General features: G+C 73.9%; 18 protein-coding genes. 4 read left to right on the forward strand and 14 right to left on the reverse strand.

Going from position 1 to position 21010, the window contains the following annotated elements; translation table 11 throughout:
- Positions 1-53 precede the first annotated feature (53 nt).
- Positions 54-257, forward strand: coding sequence for a DUF1918 domain-containing protein (locus tag CHF15_RS40240; protein WP_089228903.1), 204 nt, complete (start codon positions 54-56; stop codon positions 255-257).
- A gap of 68 nt (positions 258-325) precedes the next feature.
- Here the strand turns inward: CHF15_RS40240 and CHF15_RS40245 are convergent, their stop codons facing one another.
- Entirely contained in the window at positions 326-1636 is a 1311-nt protein-coding gene (locus tag CHF15_RS40245; protein ID WP_410169689.1) for a glycoside hydrolase family 10 protein, read from the reverse strand.
- Positions 1637-1952: 316 nt separating this feature from the next.
- Between CHF15_RS40245 and CHF15_RS40250 the strand changes: the two genes are divergently transcribed.
- Complete coding sequence (locus CHF15_RS40250; protein ID WP_089228905.1) at positions 1953-2816, forward strand: 3-hydroxybutyryl-CoA dehydrogenase; 864 nt, start codon at positions 1953-1955, stop codon at positions 2814-2816.
- Here CHF15_RS40250 and CHF15_RS40255 read toward each other — a convergent pair.
- From CHF15_RS40255 to infC, 10 genes are all read right to left on the reverse strand, one after another.
- Complete coding sequence (locus CHF15_RS40255) at positions 2807-5398, reverse strand: AAA family ATPase (protein WP_089228906.1); 2592 nt, start codon at positions 5396-5398, stop codon at positions 2807-2809. The genes CHF15_RS40250 and CHF15_RS40255 overlap by 10 nt on opposite strands.
- Before the next feature lie 1536 nt (positions 5399-6934).
- Complete coding sequence (locus tag CHF15_RS40260) at positions 6935-7228, reverse strand: hypothetical protein (RefSeq protein ID WP_089228907.1); 294 nt, start codon at positions 7226-7228, stop codon at positions 6935-6937.
- Between the two features lie 88 nt (positions 7229-7316).
- Complete coding sequence (locus CHF15_RS40265; protein WP_089228908.1) at positions 7317-8504, reverse strand: PP2C family protein-serine/threonine phosphatase; 1188 nt, start codon at positions 8502-8504, stop codon at positions 7317-7319.
- A gap of 217 nt (positions 8505-8721) precedes the next feature.
- Positions 8722-11223 carry a phenylalanine--tRNA ligase subunit beta gene (gene pheT, locus CHF15_RS40270; protein WP_089228909.1) on the reverse strand — a complete coding sequence of 834 codons (2502 nt, stop codon included), beginning with the start codon at positions 11221-11223 and terminating at the stop codon, positions 8722-8724.
- Positions 11223-12356: a phenylalanine--tRNA ligase subunit alpha gene (pheS, locus tag CHF15_RS40275; protein WP_089228910.1), complete on the reverse strand. Its 1134-nt coding sequence runs from the start codon at positions 12354-12356 to the stop codon at positions 11223-11225. Before pheS ends, pheT begins: the two co-directional genes overlap by 1 nt.
- A 135-nt stretch (positions 12357-12491) precedes the next feature.
- A complete protein-coding gene (locus CHF15_RS40280) occupies positions 12492-13604 on the reverse strand; it encodes a sensor histidine kinase (protein ID WP_375815624.1) in 1113 nt (370 codons plus the stop codon).
- A gap of 56 nt (positions 13605-13660) precedes the next feature.
- Positions 13661-14494, reverse strand: coding sequence for a TrmH family RNA methyltransferase (locus tag CHF15_RS40285; RefSeq protein ID WP_089228912.1), 834 nt, complete (start codon positions 14492-14494; stop codon positions 13661-13663).
- Positions 14495-14605: 111 nt separating this feature from the next.
- The gene (gene rplT, locus CHF15_RS40290; protein WP_018564305.1) at positions 14606-14989 is read right to left on the reverse strand and encodes a 50S ribosomal protein L20; all 384 of its coding nucleotides are present in this window, start codon (positions 14987-14989) and stop codon (positions 14606-14608) included.
- 100 nt (positions 14990-15089) lie between these two features.
- On the reverse strand, positions 15090-15284 hold the full coding sequence (gene rpmI, locus CHF15_RS40295; protein ID WP_018564306.1) for a 50S ribosomal protein L35: 195 nt from the start codon (positions 15282-15284) through the stop codon (positions 15090-15092).
- A 118-nt stretch (positions 15285-15402) separates the two neighbouring features.
- Positions 15403-16089 carry a translation initiation factor IF-3 gene (infC, locus tag CHF15_RS40300; RefSeq protein ID WP_375815623.1) on the reverse strand — a complete coding sequence of 229 codons (687 nt, stop codon included), beginning with the start codon at positions 16087-16089 and terminating at the stop codon, positions 15403-15405.
- 337 nt (positions 16090-16426) lie between these two features.
- On the opposite strand from infC, the gene CHF15_RS40305 reads away from it, so the two are divergent.
- Positions 16427-16804 (forward strand): DUF1844 domain-containing protein, encoded by a 378-nt coding sequence (locus CHF15_RS40305; RefSeq protein ID WP_018564308.1) that lies wholly within the window; start codon positions 16427-16429, stop codon positions 16802-16804.
- A gap of 56 nt (positions 16805-16860) precedes the next feature.
- On the opposite strand, the gene CHF15_RS40310 is transcribed toward CHF15_RS40305, so the two are convergent.
- Positions 16861-17595 (reverse strand): SseB family protein, encoded by a 735-nt coding sequence (locus tag CHF15_RS40310; RefSeq protein WP_089228913.1) that lies wholly within the window; start codon positions 17593-17595, stop codon positions 16861-16863.
- A 97-nt stretch (positions 17596-17692) separates the two neighbouring features.
- Between CHF15_RS40310 and CHF15_RS40315 the strand changes: the two genes are divergently transcribed.
- The gene (locus tag CHF15_RS40315; RefSeq protein WP_378360639.1) at positions 17693-18673 is read left to right on the forward strand and encodes a serine hydrolase; all 981 of its coding nucleotides are present in this window, start codon (positions 17693-17695) and stop codon (positions 18671-18673) included.
- Here CHF15_RS40315 and mycP read toward each other — a convergent pair.
- Together mycP and CHF15_RS46665 are read right to left on the reverse strand one after the other, a co-directional pair.
- Complete coding sequence (mycP, locus tag CHF15_RS40320) at positions 18639-19832, reverse strand: type VII secretion-associated serine protease mycosin (protein WP_089228914.1); 1194 nt, start codon at positions 19830-19832, stop codon at positions 18639-18641. The genes CHF15_RS40315 and mycP overlap by 35 nt on opposite strands.
- Positions 19829-21010: hypothetical protein (locus tag CHF15_RS46665; protein ID WP_322975720.1), on the reverse strand; the 1182-nt coding region annotated here is incomplete at its 5' end. The genes CHF15_RS46665 and mycP, both read right to left, overlap by 4 nt.

Raw genomic sequence — 21010 nt, forward strand, 5'->3', positions numbered from 1 at the left:
CCTAGACTGGAGGGGCAAGGCTGCGGACCGCCGAGTTCACAGGAGGTCTACCGATGCACGCGAACAAGGGTGACCGGGTCAGGCAGCACGGGCGGGTCGTCGGCCAGCACGACAAGGTGGCCGAGATCGTCGAGGTCATGGGGCAGGGCGGCGAGCCGCCGTACCGCGTCCGGTACGACGACGGGCACGAGTGCATCCTGTCCCCCGGACCGGACTCGACGGTGGAGCACGGGCGGGGCGCGACCCCCGCCCACTGAGCCGTCCGCACGGCATCGTGCCGGACCGCGGCCGCGGACCACGCGGCCGCGGCCCCGATGGTGCGCGCCTACGCCCCCGGACCGGTGCGGGGTGTGCGGACACGCGTCGGGTAGTGGTCGGCGACGACCCGGGACATCGCGCCGATGGGGTCGGCCGCGACCTCCTTGGCGGAGAAGAAGACGTTGCCGAGCACCTGCGGGTGGTTGCGGGCGAGGTCGAGGTGGCGGGAGAGTTCGGCCGGGTCCTGCCAGGCAGCCGCCTCGCCCGCGGCGCCCGCGCGGTACAGCGCCTCGCCGATGTAGAGCTGGACGCCCGTGCCGTCGACGACGTCGGCCCACCAGGGCACGAGCGCGGCGTAGTCGGCGACGTCGAAGCCGATGTTCCAGTACACCTGCGGCACGATGTAGTCGATCCAGCCCTTGAGGACCCAGCCGCGTGTGTCGGCGTAGAGGTCGTCGTACGTCTGGACCCCGCCGCGGGTGGCGGAGCCGCGCGGGTCCGTGACCCCGTTGCGCCAGACCGCGAAGGGGCTCACGCCGAAGCGGGTCCCGGGGCGCATCGCCCGGATGCGCGCGGCGGTCTCACTGACGAGCAGGTCGATGTTGTCGCGCCGCCAGGAGGCGAGGTCCTCGAATCCCTCCCCGTACCGGGCGAAGGCGTCGTCGTCGGCGAAGGACCGACCGGCGACCGGATAGGGGTAGAAGTAGTCGTCCCAGTGCACCCCGTCGACGGGGTAGCGGCGGACGGCGTCGAGCATGGCGTCCTGGACGAAGCCGCGGACCTGGGGAAGCCCGGGGTTGTAGTAGAGCTTGCCGCCGTACGCGACGGTCCAGTCGGGATTGACGCGGGCCGGGTGGTCCGGGGAGAGCCGTCCCGGGTCGTTGTGGGTGGCGACGCGGAACGGGTTGAACCAGGCGTGCAGTTCCAGCCCCCGCGCGTGGGCCTCCGCCACGGCCGTGCCGAGCGGGTCCCAGCCCGGGTCCCGCCCCTGGACACCGGTCAGATACGCCGACCAGGGCTCGTAGGGGGACGGCCACAGCGCGTCGGCGGTCGGCCGGACCTGCATGACGACCGCGTTGAGGCGCCGCTCGACGGCCACATCGAGGTAGCCGAGGAGTTCGTCGTGCTGCTGACGGGCCGACAGCCCTGGCGCGGAGGGCCAGTCGCGGTTGGCGACCGTCGCCAGCCACATGCCGCGGAACTGCCCCCGCGCGCCGGGGCCGTCCACCGCCCCGGACGGTGCCGCCGCCCCCGCGGGCGCGGCCCCGGCCGCACTGCCCGCACCGTCCACCGCCCTCGCGGCCTCACCCCCGGCGAGGACGGCGCCGAGCGCCCCGGCGGCGCCCGCAGCGAAGGTCCTGCGTGAGAGTCGGCGCATGACTGTCCCCTGATTCCCCGTCATATTCATATTTCGCTGATACTGGGCCGAATCGGTCCGACCGGCAACCTACCGGGAGCCGGACGGGTCCGGCGTTCCCCCGGGGCCCCGTCCGTCCCGTGCGGCGCCCTCGTCACCTCCGGCGCAGGAGTGCCGCCGCGCGCCGTCGGGCCCGGTCACCGGGGCTCCGGGGCCGGGCGGAACGGCCCCTGCGGGGACCCGGACCGGTACGCCGGCCGGGTGTAATGTCGAGCGGGCTGGTCCGGACCTCACGACGGTCCGGGTCTCCATCTCGCGATCAGGGAGAGGCTGGGCGTTGAACGACGACATCCGTTTTGTCGGTGTGGTGGGCTGTGGCCAGATGGGCGCGGGTATCGCCGAGGTGTGCGCCCGGGCCGGACTGGACGTCCGGGTGGCGGAGACCACCGGCGAGGCCCTGGAACTGGGCCGTACCCGGCTGACGAACTCGCTCCACAAGGCGGCGGAGCGCGGCAAGATCACCGCGGAGGAGCGCGACGCGACGCTGGAGCGCCTCACCTTCACCACCGACCTGGGCGACTTCGCCGACCGCGACCTCGTCATCGAGGCCGTCGTCGAGAACGAGCAGGTAAAGACCGAGATCTTCCAGGTGCTCGACCAGGTGGTCACCCGCCGGGACGCGATCCTGGCCTCGAACACCTCCTCCATCCCGCTGGTGAAGCTCGCCGTGGCGACCTCCCGCCCGGAGCAGGTGATCGGCATCCACTTCTTCAACCCGGCGCCGGTGCAGAAGCTCGTCGAGCTGATCCCCGCCCTCACCACGGACGGCCAGACGCTGGTGCGTGCCGAGAAGCTCGTCACCGACGTGCTGGGCAAGCACCCGATCCGGGCCCAGGACCGCGCGGGCTTCGTGGTCAACGCGCTGCTCATCCCGTATCTGCTGTCGTCGATCCGGATGTTCGAGACCGGCATCGCCAGCCGCGAGGACATCGACAACGGCATGGAGATGGGCTGCGCCCACCCGATGGGCCCGCTCAAGCTCTCCGACCTGATCGGGCTGGACACCGTGGCCTCGGTCGCCGAGTCGATGTACGACGAGTTCAAGGAGCCGCTGTACGCGGCTCCCCCGCTGCTCCAGCGCATGGTCGACGCGGGCCGGCTGGGCCGCAAGAGCGGCCACGGCTTCTACGACTACGTGTAGTTCGGCGTCCGCGCCGTCGTCTCCCGCCGCGCGTCGAGCCGGGCCAGTTCCGCCCTGGCCCGGGCCTCGACCGGGGCGGCGCCGACGGCGGAGCTGATCTCCAGGGCCTCGGCCAGGGCGCCGCGGGCCGCCGGCGCCCGCCGCGGACGGCGCTCGGCGGCACCCAGCACGATCAGCGTGCGGGCGAGGTCGATGGGGAGCGAACGGCCGCGCAGCCGGTCCGCGGCGGCCTGGATGCGGATGACCCCCCGCTTGGAACGGCCCAGCACACAGTCGCGCAGCCCCTCGGCGCGGTCCAGGGCGGACTGCACGCTGACGGACGGCCGTGCCCCGGCGCGGCGCCGGGCCGCGCGCAGGATCTCGGCGGCGGAGTCCGTGTCGCCGAGGATGACGGTCGCCTCGGCGAGGTCCCCGTACCAGCGCAGCATCACCGGGTCGGCGATGCCCATCGTCTCCCCCATCCTGCGCACCTGCCGCAGGGTCTCGACGGCCGCCGCGGTGTTCTCCCGTCCCCCGGCGAGCAGTTGGGCCCGGCCGCGGACGCCCAGCGCCCGCAGCAGGAAGAGTTGGTCCCCGTCGGTCATGCAGGCCCTGATCGTGCGGTCGGTGAGCTCCAGGGCGCGCTCCAGGCGTCCCCCGGCGGTCTCGGCGAGCGCGGCGGCGTACAGCACGGGCGGTGAGTCGTTGCCGGTCCGGACGGGGAGCACGGCGCAGCGGGCGACGTTGTCCAGGGCCTCGCGGCACCGTCCGGACCGCACCTGTATGCGGATCAGCGCCACCAGCGTCGCGGCGGTCTCCTCGACGGAGGCGTACTCGCCGGTCCTGCCGAGGAGGCCGGACATCTCGTGCTCCGCCTCGGTGATGCGGTCGGCGTCGGCGGCCAGGATCGCGCGGGTGCGCACCAGTTCGCGGGCGCCGGGCCCGTCGGGAGGCACGGGGAGGCCGAACGCCTCACCGAGCGCGGCCTCGGCGGACTCCGCCTCTCCGTGCAGCGCGTGCAGCCGGGCGAGCAGCGCCAGGGCGGCCACGCGGGTGTCGACGGCGTCCGCCTGAACCGCCATGTCGGCGGCGCGGCGGGCATGGGCGGAGGCCTGCGCGGGCCGTCCGCCGATGAGGTGCCGCAGGGCGGCCCACTGGTGCAGCCGGGCCTCGAGCTCCGGATGCCCTTCGGCCTCCACCAGTCCGTCCGCGATGAGACGGCCCGTGGCGCCCAGCGCCTGCCCGGCGTTGCCGAGCATGATCAGCCGGGCCAGTACGCGCTGCCGTGCGGAGGCGGCCTCGGCGAGCACGGTCTCCGCGGCCCGGCCGGCGTCGCCCCGCAGCCCGGCGTCGCTGGCGTACTCTGCGGCGGCCAGCAGCCGGTCGGCGCGCTCCGCGGGGCGGTCCTCGGGGGTACGGCGGGCGGCCAGGGCGGCCAGTTCTGCGGCGGTGGCGGGGGCGCCGCGGCGGCGCGCGGATTCGGCGGCCGCCGTCAGCGTGGCCGCGGTGGTCTCGTCGGCGTGCGGGTGGGCCAGGGCCAGGTGCCGGGCCTGCTCCACGGGCTCGGGCACCACACGGGACAGCAGTTTGTGCGCGGTGCGCCGGCCGTGCTCCGGGGCGTCGGCGTAGACCGCGGCGCGGATCAGCGGGTGCTGGAAGCGAATCGTTCCCTCGGCGTCGGCCGCGGCGACCCCCAGGGTCTCCGCGGTGGCCAGGTCGCCCTCCGGGTCCGGGATGCCCGCGGCGCCGAGCAGCGGCAGCGTGGGGCGGGCCGCGGCACTCGCGACGAGCAGCGTCTGCCGGGCGGAGGCGGGCAGCAACCGCACCCGGTCCAGCAACAGGTCGCGCAGCCGCGGCGGTACGGACAGCGCGTCCCCCGCCTCGAAGGGCATGCCGTCCCGCAGCAGGACCCGCCCGAGCTCGAGGGCGTACAGCGGATTGCCCGCGGCCGTGTCCTGGACGGCGCGCACGGCGGGTTCCGGCAGCTCCGCCCCGGTGTCGTCCAGCAGCAGCTCGGCCACGTCGCCGTCGGACAGCGGCGGCACGAGCAGCGCCGTGGTCCCCGGCGGGCAGCACCTCATCCCGAGCGGCTCCTCGCCCTCCACGACGCGTTCGGCGGCCAGGAACCGCACGTCCTCGCCCGCGGGGAGCCGGCGCAGCGCGAGCGAGAGGACCTCCGCGCTCGGCGTGTCGAGCCACTGGAGGTCGTCGACGACGATCAGCACGGGGCCGGCCGCCGCGAGCGCACGCAGCAGTTCCACGGCCGCGTCGCGCACGGCCAGCCGGCTCGGCGTCGCCACCGGCTCGCGCCCCCGCAGCAACGCCGCCCGCAGGGCGGCCCGGGGGCCCGCGCTCAGCCCGTCGACGTACTCCTCGGGCACCCGGGCGAAGAGGTCCATCAACGCCACGAAGGGCAGCTTGGCGTCCTCCTCGACGGGCACGGCCCGCAGCACGAAGCCTTCCGGCGGGGCCTCGCCGGTCAGCACCGCGAGCAGGGCGGACTTGCCGATCCCGGCCGCTCCGTGGAGCAGTACGCCCGGACCGGCGGTCAGCTGTGTCCGGGCATGGTCGAGGATCTCCCGACGCCCGATCAGGGACGGCATATGCTCATGACAACGTTTGCTCAACTCCCTTGTCAATGACCACAGTCACGTCGGCGTGTCCGCGGGGGGGGGTGGTGCGGGGGTCGGTTGTTGCGGCCGGTTGTCGTGTGCGGGTCGTTTGCGCCTGCGGCGGGCGGTTCGCCCGCCCGCCCTCCCGATTGCCCGGCGCGATTGGTGCGGGCCTGCGCGCGTGCGTGGTGGGCCGGGGACGGGGCCTCCGGGGTGGGCATTCTGTACCGCATATTTATGTGCATGACGGGCACCCGCCCTTGCTGCCCCGGATGCCGCACAACAAATACACGTCAGCGTCCAGAACGCCCACCCCTACGACCCCGCCCCCTCGGTCGGTTCGGCGACCAACGGCCGGAGGGTGGTGAGGGGGTGCACCCCTCCCCACACCGCTGGAAGCTGCCCCCAGCAGGGTGTCCCCCGGCCGCAGGCCGAGACAAGGGTGCGCGCCCAGGTGGCCGGGGGCACGTCCTACGGGACTGCTGGCGCAACTCGCCCACCGGCGCTCGCAGGGTTTGCCTGCGTCAAGGCAACAGAGGCCGACTTGTCGCGGAGCACGACAAGTGGCGGGTTGGGGACGCACTCCGACCTCCGGCGAGCGGCCGACCCGTAACCAGGTTCAGTCTTGGAACCACACCGGCCACAGCGGGTCGTGTCCCCCGTCGTGGTGTAGTCCGTCGCCCCCGCTTCGGCGCCGTCCGGCACGTGCCCATGCGCGGCGTCGTGCGATCACCGCTGGTCCCGGCTCGGGGAGCCTCAACACGGCCTCCGGCGAGCACGATTCGGGACGCTACCTGCGGATTCCGCCAGCATGATCGGCTACATCACTTGGCGGGACGCCATCCCGCAGCGATTGAGGCGGCCGTCGGCTGAAGACTGAGGGAGGGCGGGAACGCGCGCACGACAACGGGCCGCTTGGCAGTGCGATCCGTGCTCCGATAACCCGGCCGGTCCGATCTGCTCCGTTCCCCATGGAGGCCTGACGGCCGCGGGCGTTCAGTAAGGCGCATGCGGCCACCCGGACCGCTCCTCACCACCCTCCGGCCGTCATGCGCCGACACGACGGAAGGGCGAGGGGGCGCCGGGTTGGCCGTGCCACCGGTGCGCGCACCCTGTCTCGGCCTCCAGTCGGAGGACGCCCCTGCTGGGGGCAGTCCCAGCGGTGCGGGGAGGGGCGCCCTCCCTCTACCCCCCTCCGGCCGTCATGCGCCCACACGGCCGGAGGGGGTGTGGCGGGGTGCGCCCGGAAAAGACGAGCGGTTAAGTGCGGCGCGGAATGATGTGGGGGTAAACCGCGAGCGTTGAGGACGTGCGCCGGCGCGGCACCGACCCAGGCACACGGTGCGAGGCGGTCACTGACCGCGCCGGGCAAACGGGCGGGAGGGCGGGAGACAGCCCGCCGCAGGCGCAAACAACCCGCACACAACCACCGGGCGCAGGGGGCACCCCCCGGGCAGCCCGGCGCAGCCGCCCGCAGGCGCAAACAACCCGCACACAACAACCGGCCGCACAGGGCAACGCACAACGTCACGCGACGCCATCGGGATCGGGCAGCAGCACCACCCGGTGCGCCCCCGCATCCACCGCCACCACGCTGTCGCACGCCGCGACGACCGTGATCCCCGCCGCCGCCACCCGCCGAAGCTCGCTCCACGCGCCGCGGCTGATGACGGTCGTCGTGACGGAGGGACCCCGGCTCCAGGGTGCGTTGTTGAGGGCGAGCTGCAGCGCGGACCGCTGCGGCCCGGGCGGCCCGACCACGGCGATCAGTTCTCCCGTGGGCGTGGACAGATCGGCTCCGTTGACGGTGGGGGTCGCCATGCCTGCCCCTCTCCTCGTTCTGGCCGGTATGCGGGCAATGGGCGTTTTGCTCGCGGATCGACCCAGGTTTACCAAGGATTGGGCGGGATCAAGGGCGCGGCACTCCGGGAACCCCGGTTGCGGTACGGGCGGAACCTGCCTGCGCACCCGCCTGCACGGGCACCCGTGGGGCGTCCCGGTGGAGCACGAGCAGCGCCATGTCGTCGGTGAGCCGGCCCCGCGTGTGCCGCAGGAACGACGCCCGCACCGCGTCGACCAGGTCCGGTGCGGACAACGCGCCGTCGTGGGCGGCCGCCTGGGCGGCCTCTTCCAGGACCGGCAGCAGGGGGAAGAACTCCCCGGCGGCGTCCCGGGCGTCCATCACGCCGTCGGTGTGCAGGAAGAGCGCCTGGCCGGGCTGGAGTTCCCCGCAGGGGACCGCCTTCGGGTCGGGACCGGGCTCGAACAGGCCGAGCGGCGGGAACGGTTCGCCGGTCTCCAGCGGGCGGGCGCCCGGCTGCCCGGGGTGGCCGGGGCAGAGCCGGTACGGCTGCGGATGGCCGCAGTTGATGACCTGGACGCCGCAGTCCTCGTCCAGTTCGAGCAGCATCAGCGTCACGAACTCCTCGGCGGCGTGCGCACGCCCCCGCAGGTGCCGGTGGAGCGCGCGGTCCAGGCGGTGGAGTACGCCCCCGAGTTCCGGCTCGTCGTGGGCGGCCTCGCGGAAGCTGCCGAGCAGCGCAGCGACGGTTGCGACGGCCTCGAGGCCGTGGCCGCGTACGTCGCCGATGACCGCGCGCACCCCGTAGGGCGTGGCGAGCACCTCGTACAGGTCGCCGCCGACGCGGGCGCCGCGGCTGGCCGAGAGGTGGTCGCCGGCCACCGCGAGGCCGCCCACGCATCGCGGCAGCGGGGGCAGCAGCACCTGCTGGGCGGCGGCGGCGATCTCCCGGGTGCGCTCGAGTTCGGCGGCGAGCCGGGCCCTGCGGTCGGCGAGCCGGAAGCAGACGGCCAGGACGGCGAGGACGGCGACCTCGGTACCCAGCCGTTGTCCGGTGTCCGGCACCGCGACGGCCGCCACGGCGAGCCCGCCGCTGACCAGGACGCAGCGGCGGCGTCCGGTGCCGGCGCAGGCGATCACCGGGGCCGCGACCGCGGCGGGCGCCCACTGGACTCCGCCGGGCACCGCGTACACCAGGCCCAGCACCGCGGCCACCCACAGACCGGGAAGCGACAGGATCGCCAGCCCCCGTGCCCTGCTGCCGCTCCGGCGGCTCACCGCCCTGGGTCGGATCATGCCTCGGGGCTCCCCCTGAAGCCGTTGACGCGGCCGGCGACGACACAGCCCCCGCGTCGAGTGGGCCCTGGTTCCGAACGATTGTGGCGACTCGGTGCGACGAACCGGGTACCCAGGGGAGTCATTTCACCCGATCGGGCTACGTGACCGGCGGGAACGCCGGTGGGGCGCCCCCGGCGGACCGGGAACGCCCCACTGGAACGCGACGTCGCGGGTGTCAGGCGCCGCGCAGGGCCGCTCCCGTGCGTTCCGCCGCGGCGGCGACGGCCGCGTCACGGGCGGCGGAGGCCTCCTCCGCGGTGAGCGTGCGGTCCGGGGCGCGGAAGCGCAGGCTGTAGGCCAGCGACTTCTTGCCCGCGCCGATCTGCTCACCGGTGAAGATGTCGAACAGCCGCAGCGATTCGAGCAGTTCGCCGGCGCCCGAGCGCAGGGCGCCCTCCACCTCGGCGGCCGGGACGGAGCCGTCCACCACCAGGGCGACGTCCTGGGTGGCCACCGGGAAGGTGGACACCCGGGGCGCGACGACGGGGCCGCCGGAGGCGCGCTCCAGACGGTCGAGGTCGACCTCCATGGCGGAGGTCCGCTCCGGCAGGTGGAGTGCCTTGATCACGCGGGGGTGCAGCTCTCCGGCGTTGCCGACCAGCACCTCCTCGCCGTCGACGACCGCGAGGAGCGCGGCGCAGCGGCCCGGGTGGAAGGGTGCCTGCTGGTCCTGGCGGACGATCAGCTGGACCCCGGCCTCGGCGGCGACGACCCGCCCGGCCTCGATGGCGTCGGCCCACTGCGTGGGACGGCCCTGGCCCCACCAGCCGGCCTGCTCGCGGGCACCGGCCAGGACCACCGCGACGCGCCTCGGCTGCCGCGGGAGGGCGGCGTCGAGCGCGGCGATCTCGGCGTCGGTCGGGCGCCGGTCGACCGGCAGCCGCGGCGGCGCGGGCTCCTCGCCGCTGGGGCGGAAGACCAGGCCGGTCTCGAAGAGCGCGAGGTCGTGCGCGCCGCGCCCCACGTTGCGGCGCAGGGCGTGGAGCAGACCGGGGAGCATGGTCGTGCGGAGCGCCGGCTCCTCGTCCGACAGCGGGTTGGCCAGCTTGACGGTGATGCGGCGCGGGTCGTCCGCGTCGAGGCCGAGCTGGTCGAAGACGGCCTCGCCGAGGAACGGGTAGTTCTGCACCTCGGTGTAGCCGGCCCCGGCGAGCGCACGGCCGACCCGGCGGCGCAGCTTCTGCGACTCGGTCAGACCGCGGCCGGAGGGCAGGTTCGGCAGGGTGGAGGGCAGGTTCTCGTAGCCCTCCAGCCGGATGACCTCCTCGGCGAGGTCGTTGGGGTCGCGCAGGTCGGGCCGCCACGACGGCACGGTGACGATCAGCTCGTCGGCGCCGTAGACGTCGCAGCCGACCTGCTGGAGGCGGCGCACCACGGTCTCGCGGCCGTACGCCATGCCCGCCACCTTGTCCGGGTGGTCGGCGGGGATGGTGATGGTGTGCGGCGCGGAGGGCGCGATGACCTCGGTGACGCCCGCCTCGGCGGTACCGCCCGCGAGCAGCACCAGCAGGTCGACGGTGCGCTGGGCGGCGGCGGCCGCCGCCTGCGGGTCGACACCGCGCTCGAAGCGCTTGGACGCCTCGGAGGACAGCTTGTGGCGGCGCGCGGTGCGGGCGATGGCGACGGGGTCGAAGTGCGCGGCCTCGATGACGACGTCGGTCGTCGAGGCGCCGGCGTCGTCGATCTCGGTGTTGGCGCCGCCCATGACACCGGCCAGGCCGATCGGCCCCCGGTTGTCGGTGATCACCAGGTCCTCGGGGTCGAGGACGCGGACCTGGCCGTCGAGCGTGGTCAGCTTCTCGCCCGGCTGCGCCCGGCGGACGCCGATGACGCCCTCGATGCGGGTCCGGTCGTAGGCGTGCAGGGGCTGACCCAGCTCCAGCATCACGTAGTTGGTGACGTCCACGGCGAGTGAGATCGGGCGCATGCCGGCCTTCTGCAGCCTGCGCTGCAGCCAGATCGGCGAGCCGGCCTCCGGGTCCAGGCCGGTGACGGTGCGCGCGGTGAAGCGGTCGCAGCCGGCCGGGTCGGAGACCTTCACCTCGTAGCCGTAGGAGTTCGGGCCGGGCACGTCGAGCAGTGCCGGGTCGCGCAGCGGCAGACCGTAGGCGATGGCGGCCTCGCGGGCGACGCCGCGCAGCGACAGGCAGTAGCCGCGGTCGGGGGTGACCGCGATGTCCAGCACCTCGTCGACGAGCTCCAGCAGCTCGATCGCGTCGGTGCCGGCCTCGTGCTCCGGCGGCAGGACGATGATGCCGTCGTGGTCGTCGCCCATGCCGAGTTCGCGGGCGGAGCAGATCATGCCGTGCGAGTTGCGCCCGTAGGTCTTGCGCGCGGAGATCTCGAAGTTCCCGGGCAGCACGCCGCCGGGGAGGATGACGACGACCTTGTCGCCGACGGCGAAGTTGCTCGCGCCGCAGACGATCTCCTGCGGCTCACCGGTGCCGTTGGCGGTGCCGACGTCGACGGTGCAGAAGCGGATCGGCTTCTTGAAGCCGCTCAGCTCCTCGATGGTGAGCACCTTGCCGACCACCAGCGGGCCCTTGAGGCCGGCGCCGAGCTGCTCGACGGTCTCGACCTCGAGACCGGCGGAAATGAGCTTGGCCTGGACGTCGCGGCCGGACTCGCCGGTCGGCAGGTCGACGTACTCCCGCAGCCAAGAAAGCGGGACCCGCATCAGATCTCCATCCCGAACGGAAGGGTGAAGCGCACGTCACCCTCGACGATGTCTCGCATGTCCTCGACGTTGTGACGGAACATCAGCATGCGCTCGATGCCGAAGCCGAAGGCGAAGCCGCTGTACTTCTCCGGGTCGACGCCGCAGGCGGTGAGCACCCGGGGGTTGACCATGCCGCAGCCGCCGAGCTCGATCCAGCCCTCGCTGCCGCAGGTGCGGCAGGGACGGTCCGGGTTGCCGACGGACTCGCCGCGGCAGACGTAGCAGACCATGTCCATCTCGGCGGACGGCTCGGTGAAGGGGAAGTAGTTCGGGCGGAGCCGGGTGGTGATGTCCTCGCCGAACAGGGACTGGACCATGTGGTCCAGGGTGCCCTTGAGGTCCGCCATGGTCAGGCCCTCGTCCACGGCGAGCAGCTCGACCTGGTTGAACACCGGGGTGTGCGTGGCGTCCAGCTCGTCCGAGCGGTAGACCCGGCCGGGGCAGATCACGTAGACCGGGGGCTCGCGGTCGAGCAGGGAGCGGATCTGCACCGGGGAGGTGTGCGTGCGCAGCACGACGCCGCTCTCCTCGGGACCGGTCCCGGCGGGCTTGTCGCCCTCGACGAAGAACGTGTCCTGCATGGTGCGGGCCGGGTGGTCCGCCCAGATGTTCAGGGCGTCGAAGTTGAACCACTCGGCCTCGACCTCGGGGCCCTCGGCCACCTCGTAGCCCATGGCCACGAAGACGTCCTCGATGCGCTCGGAGAGCGTGGTCAGCGGGTGGCGGGCGCCGCGCGGGACGCGGTCGTACGGCAGGGTGACGTCCACCGCCTCCTCGACCAGCACGCGCTCGTCGCGCTCGCTCTCCAGCACCTCCTGCCGGGCCTTGAGTGCCTGGCTGACCGCTCCGCGGGCCTGGCCGACGCGCTTGCCCGCGTCCGCCTTGGCGTGCGGCGGCAGTGCGCCGATCTCACGGTTGGCCAGGGCGAGCGGCGAGCGGTCCCCGGTGTGGGCCACCTTGACCTCGCGCAGTGCGTCGAGGTCGGCGGCCTCGGCGATGGCGGCGAGCGCCTCGTCGCGCCGGCGCTCGATCTCTTCCGGTTTCAGTGCCTCGACCTCGACAGGGTCGTACGACTTGTTCGGTGCCGACATTTCTTCCCGTTCCGATGTGGGTGATGGCGTGGCCGACCTGCTCGCCCGACCGCTGAATGCCAAGGGTCGAGTCTATCGGGGCCACGGGGAGAGGCTGGTCACGCCCGTCGGGGCCGGTGGATCACCACGCGATGCTCAGGCCGCGAAGGCCGGCGCCCCGACGGGCAGGGTAAATCGGAACTGGGCGCCCTTGCCGGGCGCGCGACCCACCGTGATCGAGCCGCCGTGGGCCTCGACGATGCCCTTGACGATGTACAGCCCCAGGCCCGTGCCGCCGCGTTTGCTGCCCCGCCAGAAGCGGGTGAAGACGCGGTTCATGGACTCCTCCGGGATGCCGGGTCCCTCGTCGCTCACGGTCACCGCTGTTCCGGACCATCCGCGCTCGCGCGGAGACGACGAGGGTGCTACGTCAATGGTGACAGTTCCCTCGCCGTGGCGCACGGCGTTTTCCAGCAGGTTCCCCAGGATCTGGTCCACCTTGTCGGGGTCGGCCCACAGCGAGGGCAGCGACTGCGCGACCCGTACGGCGAAGCGGTCCGCGGGCTGTCCGGCGGCGACGAGGGCGTCCACGTGGCGGCGCACCGCCGCGGCGATGTCGACCGGCTGCCGGCGCACCTCCAGGCGGCCGGAGTCGATGCGGGAGATGTCGAGCAGCTCGGCGATCAGCCGGGTGACGCGGTTGGCGTCGGCGTGCACGGTCTCCAGCATGAGCTTCTTCTGGTCCTCGGTGAAGCGTTCCCACTTCGCCAGCAGCGTGGCGGTGAAGCCTTTGACCGAGGTGAGCGGGGAGCGCAGCTCGTGCGCGACGGTGGCGATCAGCTCGGCGTGGCTGCGCTCGGTGCGCCGCCGCGCCTCGGTGCCGCGCAGCGCGACGACCAGCCGGCGCACCGGTCCCGTGGGGTGGTCGCGGACGTACCGGGCGCAGACCAGCACCTCGCGGCCGCCGGGGAGCAGCAGGTTGCGCTCGGGCTGCCCGGTGCGGGTGGCCAGGCCCGCGTACGGGTCGGTGAGCTGCCACCAGCGGCGCCCGTCCAGGTCCTCCAGGGGCAGCGCCTGCTCGATCGGGCGGCCGAGGACGTCGGCGGGGTCGAGCGCGGTGATCCGGGCGGCGGCGGCGTTGAAGCAGAGCACGATCCCGTGCTCGTCGGCGACGACGAGGCCGTCCGGGAGCTCGTCGGCTGTGACGCCGAGTTCGGTCAGGACGGTCGGCCAGCCCTCCGGCGCGCTCGGCGGCGTGCCGCCGTTCATCCTGACGTCCATCCCCGTAACCCCCTCTCCAGGGCGGTCCCCGGGGCGTCACACTACTAGCTCATCGTTACGGAGCGGCACCCTCCGGGAGCACGCTGCGCGCGAGCGGAGGCATAGAGGCACACGGCGGCGGCCGTGGCGAGGTTGAGGCTCTCGGCGCGGCCGTGGATGGGGACGCGCACCACCTCGTCCGCGAGTGCGCGGGTCTCCTCCGGCAGGCCCCAGGCCTCGTTTCCGAAGATCCAGGCGGTGGGGCCGCCCATCGTGCCCTCGTCGAGTTCGGCGTCGAGGTCGCGTTCCCCCGCGCCGTCGGCGGCGAGCAGCCGTACCCCGGCCCCGCGCAGGCCGTCCACGACGGTCTCCATGGGAACGCCGACGGCGACCGGAAGGTGGAAGAGGCTGCCGACGGACGCGCGTACGGCCTTGGGGTTGTACAGGTCGACGGAGGCGTCGGTGAGGACGACCGCGTCCGCGCCCGCGGCGTCCGCGCAGCGCAGCACGGTGCCGGCGTTGCCGGGGTCGCGCACATGGGCGAGGACGGCGACGAGCTTCGGCCGGGCGCGCAGCACCTCCTCGAACGGGGTGTCCAGGAAGCGGCACAGCCCGATGACCCCCTGCGGGGTGACGGTGTCCGACATCTCGGCGACGACCTCGTCGGTCGCGGTGAGCACGGGCACCCCGGCGGCGCGGGCCGCGGCGACGATCCCTTCGTGCCGGGCGGCGGCCTCGGGGGTGACGTAGACCTCGACCAGGTGTGCCATGGCCTCGCGCACGGCCTGCGGTCCCTCGGCGAGGAAGCGCCGCTCCTTGCCGCGGAAGCTGCGCTTGGCGAGGCGCCGCGCGGCGACGACTCGGGGGGATCGCAGGGAGGTCAGCTCGGGGCCGGGCATGGGCGGTGCACTCACTTCGGTCGTCGGTGTCCGGCCGGAAGCGCGGCGCGGCGCTCCGGAACGCAGCACGGACCCGCAGGCGCAGGGCCTGCGGGTCCGGAAGAGCGTGGGTCAGGCCGCCTTGGGGGCGTTGACGTCGCTCGGCAGGGCCTTCTGGGCCACCTCGACCAGCGCGGCGAACGCGTTGGCGTCGTTCACGGCCAGCTCGGCGAGGATCTTGCGGTCCACCTCGACGTTGGCAGCCTTCAGACCCTGGATGAAGCGGTTGTAGGTGATGCCGTTGGCGCGGGCAGCGGCGTTGATGCGCTGGATCCACAGCTGACGGAAGTCGCCCTTGCGCTTCTTGCGGTCGTTGTAGTTGTAGACGAGGGAGTGGGTGACCTGCTCCTTCGCCTTGCGGTACAGGCGGGACCGCTGGCCGCGGTAACCGCTGGCCTGCTCGAGGATCGCCCGGCGCTTCTTCTGGGCGTTGACTGCCCGCTTGACGCGTGCCACTAGATAACTCCTTCTAAGGGACCGTGGGGGTGCTCACACGGCCCGAAAACGAATGGGTCCCGGTCCAGCATCGCGCCCCCTGGTCGAAGGGGGCGTGCCGTCACTTGCCGAGAAGCTTCTTGATCTTCTTGGCGTCGGGCTTGGCCAGGACGACAGTGCCGGTGAGGGCACGGGTCTTCGTCGACGGCTTGTGCTCAAGCAGGTGGCGCTTGCCGGCGCGCTCGCGGATCACCTTGCCGGAGCCGGTGATCTTGAATCGCTTGCTCGCACCGCTGTGGGTCTTGTTCTTCGGCATGCGCCGTAGTCTCCTCGTCGCTGGCCCTCCCGTCCGCCCGGGGGCGGACGGAGAGCGTCAGTCCTTCATTGCGTTACCCGGAGCGAACTCCGGGTCCTGGCAACGCCGTCAGACGGCGTCAGCTGGCGTCGGCGGGAGCGTCCTGCTCGTGCTCGAGCTCGAGCTCCTGCTCCTGCTCCGGCTCGTCGGGGTCCTTCGGCAGGCGACCGGCCTTGCGGGCGGCCTGCGCCTCGCGGGCCTCGGCCATCGCCTCGGTCTTCTTCTTGTGCGGACCGAGAACCATGATCATGTTGCGGCCGTCCTGCTTCGGCGAGGACTCCACGAAGCCCAGGTCCTGGACGTCGTCGGCGAGCCGCTGCAGCAGTCGGAAGCCCAGCTCCGGGCGCGACTGCTCACGACCGCGGAACATGATCGTGATCTTGACCTTGTCGCCCTGCTTGAGGAACCGGACGACGTGACCCTTCTTGGTGTCATAGTCGTGCGGGTCGATCTTCGGCCGGAGCTTCATCTCCTTGATGACCGTGTGCGCCTGGTTCTTGCGCGCCTCACGGGCCTTCATGGCCGACTCGTACTTGAACTTGCCGTAGTCCATGAGCTTGCAGACCGGCGGGCGTGCGGTCGCCGCCACCTCGACCAGGTCGAGGTCGTACTCCTGCGCAAGCTCCAGTGCCTTGGCAAGCGGCACGATGCCGACCTGCTCGCCACTGGGACCGACGAGTCGCACCTCGGGGACGCGAATCCGGTCGTTGATGCGGGGCTCGGCGCTGATGGGGCCTCCTCGGTAGCACCACGCGACTGACTGGATTGACAGGCGCGTAACGTCTGAAAACTTGGTCCGGCCCGTGAGGAGGCGTGAAAAACGCCCCATACGGGTCACAGGCGGATGCTCCTCACAACCGGGAGCACCGCCGCGGCATTCCGCGGGGCGCGTCGGGCACCGCGTCCTCTTCCGGGGACACGGCACCTGACCGGTGACCCGCCGCCCTCGAGGGGCCGGCAAGGTGGGAGATCGGAGCCTCCACTTGTGGGCTGAAGCGCTCCGTTTCCGTGACGTCCACGGGGTGTCCAGCCGGTCGATCGTCAAGCATACCAGTGTCCGACCGCAGACCGTAATCGGCCGACGTGGCCCTATCGTGTGAGGCATGAGTGACGCCAGCCCCCAGCACCAGTCCCCCTCCGCGGACCGCCCCGACTTCGACACGATGACCCGCGACATCGCGGACGTCCCGGCGGTCGAGGTGATCACCACGGTCGCGGTGCACCTGATGAGCGCGGCGGCGGTGAACCTCGGCCTCGCGGAGGACGGCGACCGGCACAAGGACCTCGACGAGGCACGCAAGCTGATCACCGCCCTGGCCGGCCTGGTCACCGCCGGCGCGACCGAGATCGGCTCCTACCACGCCGCCCCGCTGCGGGACGGCCTGAAGTCGCTGCAGCTCGCCTTCCGTGAGGAGTCCGTCGTCCCCGACGCTCCGGGCGAGGGCCCCGGCGAGAAGTTCACCGGCCCCGTCCACGGCTAGGCCGGCCGCACCTCCCGAACGTTCGAGACGGCGTCGCCCCCGGTGGGGCGGCGCCGTCAGCGTGTGAAGAGCGGTTCGCCGGGCAGCCGGGTGTCCGCCGGGAGCAGCGCCAGCTCGATGCCGCGCACCAGCGCGCCGCGCAGCACCTCGTCCGCCGCGAGCGTCGCCGCGACGCGCTGCGCGACCTGCGGCACGTCGGCGCCCGCGTCCAGGACCAGCCCCAGCGTGCCGTCGGCGTCCGCCGAGGGGACGAGGTGGGCACGGACCACCTCCGGCGCCGTCCCCACCGCGGCCCGCAGGGCATCGCGGACCGCGGGGTCCGCCAGCGGGTCCGCGTCCGCGCGGCCCGAGGCGACGGCGCGCAGCGCGCCGCCGGTCAGCGCGTACGGCACGGGCCCGGCCATGTCGATCAGCAGGGTGTCGGCCTTCTCGTGCGCCAGCGCCTGCAGCGCCTGGCCCAGCGGCACCGCCACCGGCCGCGCGTCCGGCCGCCAGCGCGCGAGGGCCTCGGTGGAGGTGAAGGCCGGCAGCGCCTTGCGGCCGTCGGCCGCCTGGAGGGTCGGCACCGCCATGTCGCTGGTCTTCTCGCGGCGCAGCCCTCCCGGTCCCTCCTCGACCTCCCCGAGCAGCGCCACCACCGGCACCAGGAAGCGCGCGCCGGGGAGCGCCGCCAGCACCTCGGGTTCGGCCGACGGATCGGCGTCGTACGCGGCGAGCGCCGCCGCGAGCCGGGGGTCGGCGGTGCCGTCGTCGTCGGAGAAGCCGGAGTCGGGGATGTTCTTGAGAGCCACCTCCCGAGGGTATCGGGGCTGCCGGGCCGCGATTTCTTACGCCCCCTTCATCCGCCTCTCACGGACCGCGCAGTTTCCGTCCCTAGCTTCCCTGGGCATGGCTTACGAGAACCCCGCCGCACTTCGTCCCGGCGGCACGGACGTCGCCGGCCCTGCCTCCCGCGCCCCTCGCGGCACCGTGCGCGCGGTGACGGCGACCGCGCTGCTGGCGTGCGCCGTGCTCGGCACGGCGACGTACGGGGCGGCGTCGCCGCCGCGCACGGCGGCGGTGATCACGACCGGGGCCGGGGCCGGCGGGGCGGCGAACGTGGCGATCGTGAAGGTGAGCGAGGAGCCCCGGATGGTGTGGAGCGAGGTACTGGCGACGGCGCTGCGGGACGTGTCCGGGGACCCGCGGGCGCGCTACTCGGTGGCGGTGCTGGACACCGCCACGGGCGGCCGTGCGGTGCACGGGGACGGGCTGTACGACACGGCGAGCATCGTCAAGGTCGACATCCTGGCGGCGTTGCTGCTCCAGGCCCAGGACGCAGGGCGGGACCTGACGGCGCAGGAGAAGGCCTGGGCCGAGGTGATGATCGAGGACAGCGACAACGCGGCGGCCACCGCGCTGTGGCGGGCGATAGGCCGGGGCGCCGGGCTGGACGCCGCCAACCACCGCCTCGGGCTCACCTCGACCACGGCGGGCAGCGGGCCGCTGTGGGGGCTGACCCAGACCACGGCGGCCGACCAGCTCACGCTGCTGCAAGGGGTCTTCGGCGCCGACGGCGCCCTCGACGCGGCGTCCCGCGCGTATGTCCGGCGGCTGATGGGACGCGTCGCGGCCGGGCAGGCCTGGGGCGTGCCGACCGCGGCCGACGGCTCCTACGAGGTCAAGAACGGCTGGTTGCGGCGGAGTACGACCGGGCTGTGGGACATCAACAGCATCGGCCGGGTCCGGGCCGGCGGGCGGACGTACCTGGTCGCCGTGGTCTCCCGCGGCAGCACGACGCAGGCCGCGGGCATCACGCTGGTGGAACGGGCCGCGCGGGCGGCGGTCGGCTCCTTCAGCCGCGCCGCCGGCCGTTCCGGGAGTTCGTGAGCCGGGGCCGCAGCCACAACAGGGCCGCCGCGGCGACCAGTCCGGTGCCCGCGACCGCGAAGACCACGGCGATGCCGTCGCCCAGGGCGTCCCCGTCGGCCGCCGCGGCCGCCTTCGCCGCGTCGGGACCGGCGCCGAAGTACTTGCGCGTGTAGGGGACGGCGCTCGGCACGACGGCCTCGGGCTTGACCTTCGCCGCCGCCTTCAGCGCGGCCGCCGGGTCCACCAGGCCGTGGCCGACGGCGTCGTCGCGGCCGCCCGCCGGGGAACTGCGGGCGGTGTCCTCCAGCAGCCGCTTCACCTGGGCGGGGCTGAGCCTGGGGTAGGCGGAGCGGACGAGCGCGGCCGTGCCCGACACGTACGCGGAGGCGGTGCTGGTGCCCCAGCCCTCGTAGTAGCGGCGGTTGGGATCGGCTATCACGACGTCGACGCCCGGCGCGGCGACCGTCGCGTACCAGCGGCGGGTGGAGAAGGCGGCGCGGGAGCCGTAGCGGTCGACGGCGGCCACCGCGATGACGCCCGGGTACGCCGCCGGGTAGGAGGCCCGGTTGCCCTGCTCGCCGCCGTTTCCGGCGGAGGCGACGACGACCACCCCCTTGCGCAGGGCGTACTGGATCGCGTCGTCCTCCTGCGCCTCGGGGTGGGCGGTGCGGCTGTCGTCGCCGAGGGAGAGGTTGATGACGTCGGCGCCGTGGTCGGCGGCCCAGCGGATGCCGTCGGCGAGGGCGCTGCCGCGCGTGGTGCGGGCCTTCTTCCGCTGCGGGTCCTTGTCCTCGAGGATCACCCGCACCGGCAGGATCCTGGCCTGCGGGGCGATGCCCAGCACGCCGTCGGAGCCGCCGGGGCCGTGGCCGTGACCGGCGATGATCCCGGCCATGCCGGTGCCGTGCCGGGCCCAGGCGGCGTCGCCGCGGCGGGCCCCGAAGCCGACCATGTCCTTGCCCTCCAGGACCTGGCCGGACAGGTCCGGGTGGGTGCCGTCCACGCCCGTGTCGAGGACGGCGACGGTGACGCCCTTGCCCTTCGTCCGCTGCCAGGCATCCTGGGCGTGCAGGGCGTCCAGCGCCCAGTCCGCGTCGCGTACGGCGTCGGCGTGGGCCGGGACGACGGGCAGCAGGACGAGGGCCGCGGCGGTCATCGCGGTGGCCAGTCGCCTCATCCGGAACCTCCCGTCGGGGTGGCGGTCAGCGAACCCGCGGCACGGCGGGCCCGGTCGGCGACGGCGTCGGCCAACGCGTCGGCCTCGTGCCCCAGTCCGGCCTGTGCGGGTGCGGCCGTGGCACCCGCGGTGACGGCCGAGGCGGCGGGCTGCGGGACGGCGATCTCGCGGCCGTCGGCGAAGCCGCTCACCGCGTACACGACGACCGGCAGGTCGGCGGCGACCGTGACGGTCCAGCTGGCGCGCTGCCGGTCGCCGAAGCCGTCCGCGACGGTGCCCGGGAAGGCCACCGGACGGGGCATCAGATCCCTGCGGGAGCCCAGTCGTTCGGAGATCCAGCGGTTGTGCAGCTTGCGCATCGTCGGGGGGTCGGCCTTGGTGACGAGCAGTCCGACCGTGGTCACGGCGCTCGACGTGGCGTCGGCGTAGGTGGCGCGCAGCAGTTTCACGCAGCCGGCGGGGCGCAGCACCTTCGCCAGCAGCGGGTCGAAGGCCTCCCGGCAGTCGCCGGCCGGTGCCACGCCGATCCGCGTCCAGGTGCGCTCGGCGCCGCCCGGACCGAGGCCCTTGCCGTGCAGGGTGGACGGGAAGAGCGTGTCGACGGGCGTGCTGTGCCACAGGCCGCGGGCGAGGGCGAAGTCGCGCTTGCCGGCCTCCGCCGCCGTGGGCGTGGGAGCGGCCGGGTCGTGGTTGATCCACACGCCAGCGCCGGCGCCGCCGAGCAGGCCGAGGCCCAGCACCAGGCACAGCGCGGCGGCGGCCGCACGGGGCCGCGCCTGGGCGGCGTGCGCTGGGGCGTGCGGCGGCCGGGGAGGGTACGGCGGCTGCGCCGAGGGCGGTACGGGCGAGGACCAGGCCGCGGCCGGGGGGTGCGCGGGCGGCGGGGGCGGTACGGGGCCCGCCGGGTAGGCGACGCCGACAGGGCCCCGCTCGCCCACGGGACGCGGGTACGGGGGCGCCGGCACCGGGGCCGTGCCGTACAGCTCCTGGGGCGGCCCGCCCTCGGGCTCGCCGCCGGCGGCGGGGCCCACGGCGGCCCAGGGCGCGGACGCCCGGCCGGGGGCGGAGGCGGCGGCCCAGTGGGCGGAGACGTGGGGCGGCGCGGAGACGTGGGGCGGCGCGGAGACGTGGGGCGGCGCGGAGACGTGGGGCGGCGCGGAGACGTGGGGCGGCGCGGA

It is taken from the genome of Actinacidiphila glaucinigra (assembly GCF_900188405.1).
GTDB lineage: Bacteria > Actinomycetota > Actinomycetes > Streptomycetales > Streptomycetaceae > Actinacidiphila > Actinacidiphila glaucinigra.

Coding starts and splice junctions, on each gene's coding strand:
- CHF15_RS40260 (WP_089228907.1), bottom strand. CDS start 7,228: ATGGCGACCCCCACCGTCAACGGAGCCGATCTGTCCACGCCCACGGGA.
- CHF15_RS40265 (WP_089228908.1), bottom strand. CDS start 8,504: ATGATCCGACCCAGGGCGGTGAGCCGCCGGAGCGGCAGCAGGGCACGG.
- CHF15_RS40255 (WP_089228906.1), bottom strand. CDS start 5,398: ATGCCGTCCCTGATCGGGCGTCGGGAGATCCTCGACCATGCCCGGACA.
- CHF15_RS40285 (WP_089228912.1), bottom strand. CDS start 14,494: ATGCCCGGCCCCGAGCTGACCTCCCTGCGATCCCCCCGAGTCGTCGCC.
- CHF15_RS40315 (WP_378360639.1), top strand. CDS start 17,693: ATGGCTTACGAGAACCCCGCCGCACTTCGTCCCGGCGGCACGGACGTC.
- mycP (WP_089228914.1), bottom strand. CDS start 19,832: ATGAGGCGACTGGCCACCGCGATGACCGCCGCGGCCCTCGTCCTGCTG.
- CHF15_RS40240 (WP_089228903.1), top strand. CDS start 54: ATGCACGCGAACAAGGGTGACCGGGTCAGGCAGCACGGGCGGGTCGTC.
- CHF15_RS40280 (WP_375815624.1), bottom strand. CDS start 13,604: ATGAACGGCGGCACGCCGCCGAGCGCGCCGGAGGGCTGGCCGACCGTC.
- CHF15_RS40305 (WP_018564308.1), top strand. CDS start 16,427: ATGAGTGACGCCAGCCCCCAGCACCAGTCCCCCTCCGCGGACCGCCCC.
- pheS (WP_089228910.1), bottom strand. CDS start 12,356: ATGTCGGCACCGAACAAGTCGTACGACCCTGTCGAGGTCGAGGCACTG.
- rpmI (WP_018564306.1), bottom strand. CDS start 15,284: ATGCCGAAGAACAAGACCCACAGCGGTGCGAGCAAGCGATTCAAGATC.
- pheT (WP_089228909.1), bottom strand. CDS start 11,223: ATGCGGGTCCCGCTTTCTTGGCTGCGGGAGTACGTCGACCTGCCGACC.
- CHF15_RS40245 (WP_410169689.1), bottom strand. CDS start 1,636: ATGCGCCGACTCTCACGCAGGACCTTCGCTGCGGGCGCCGCCGGGGCG.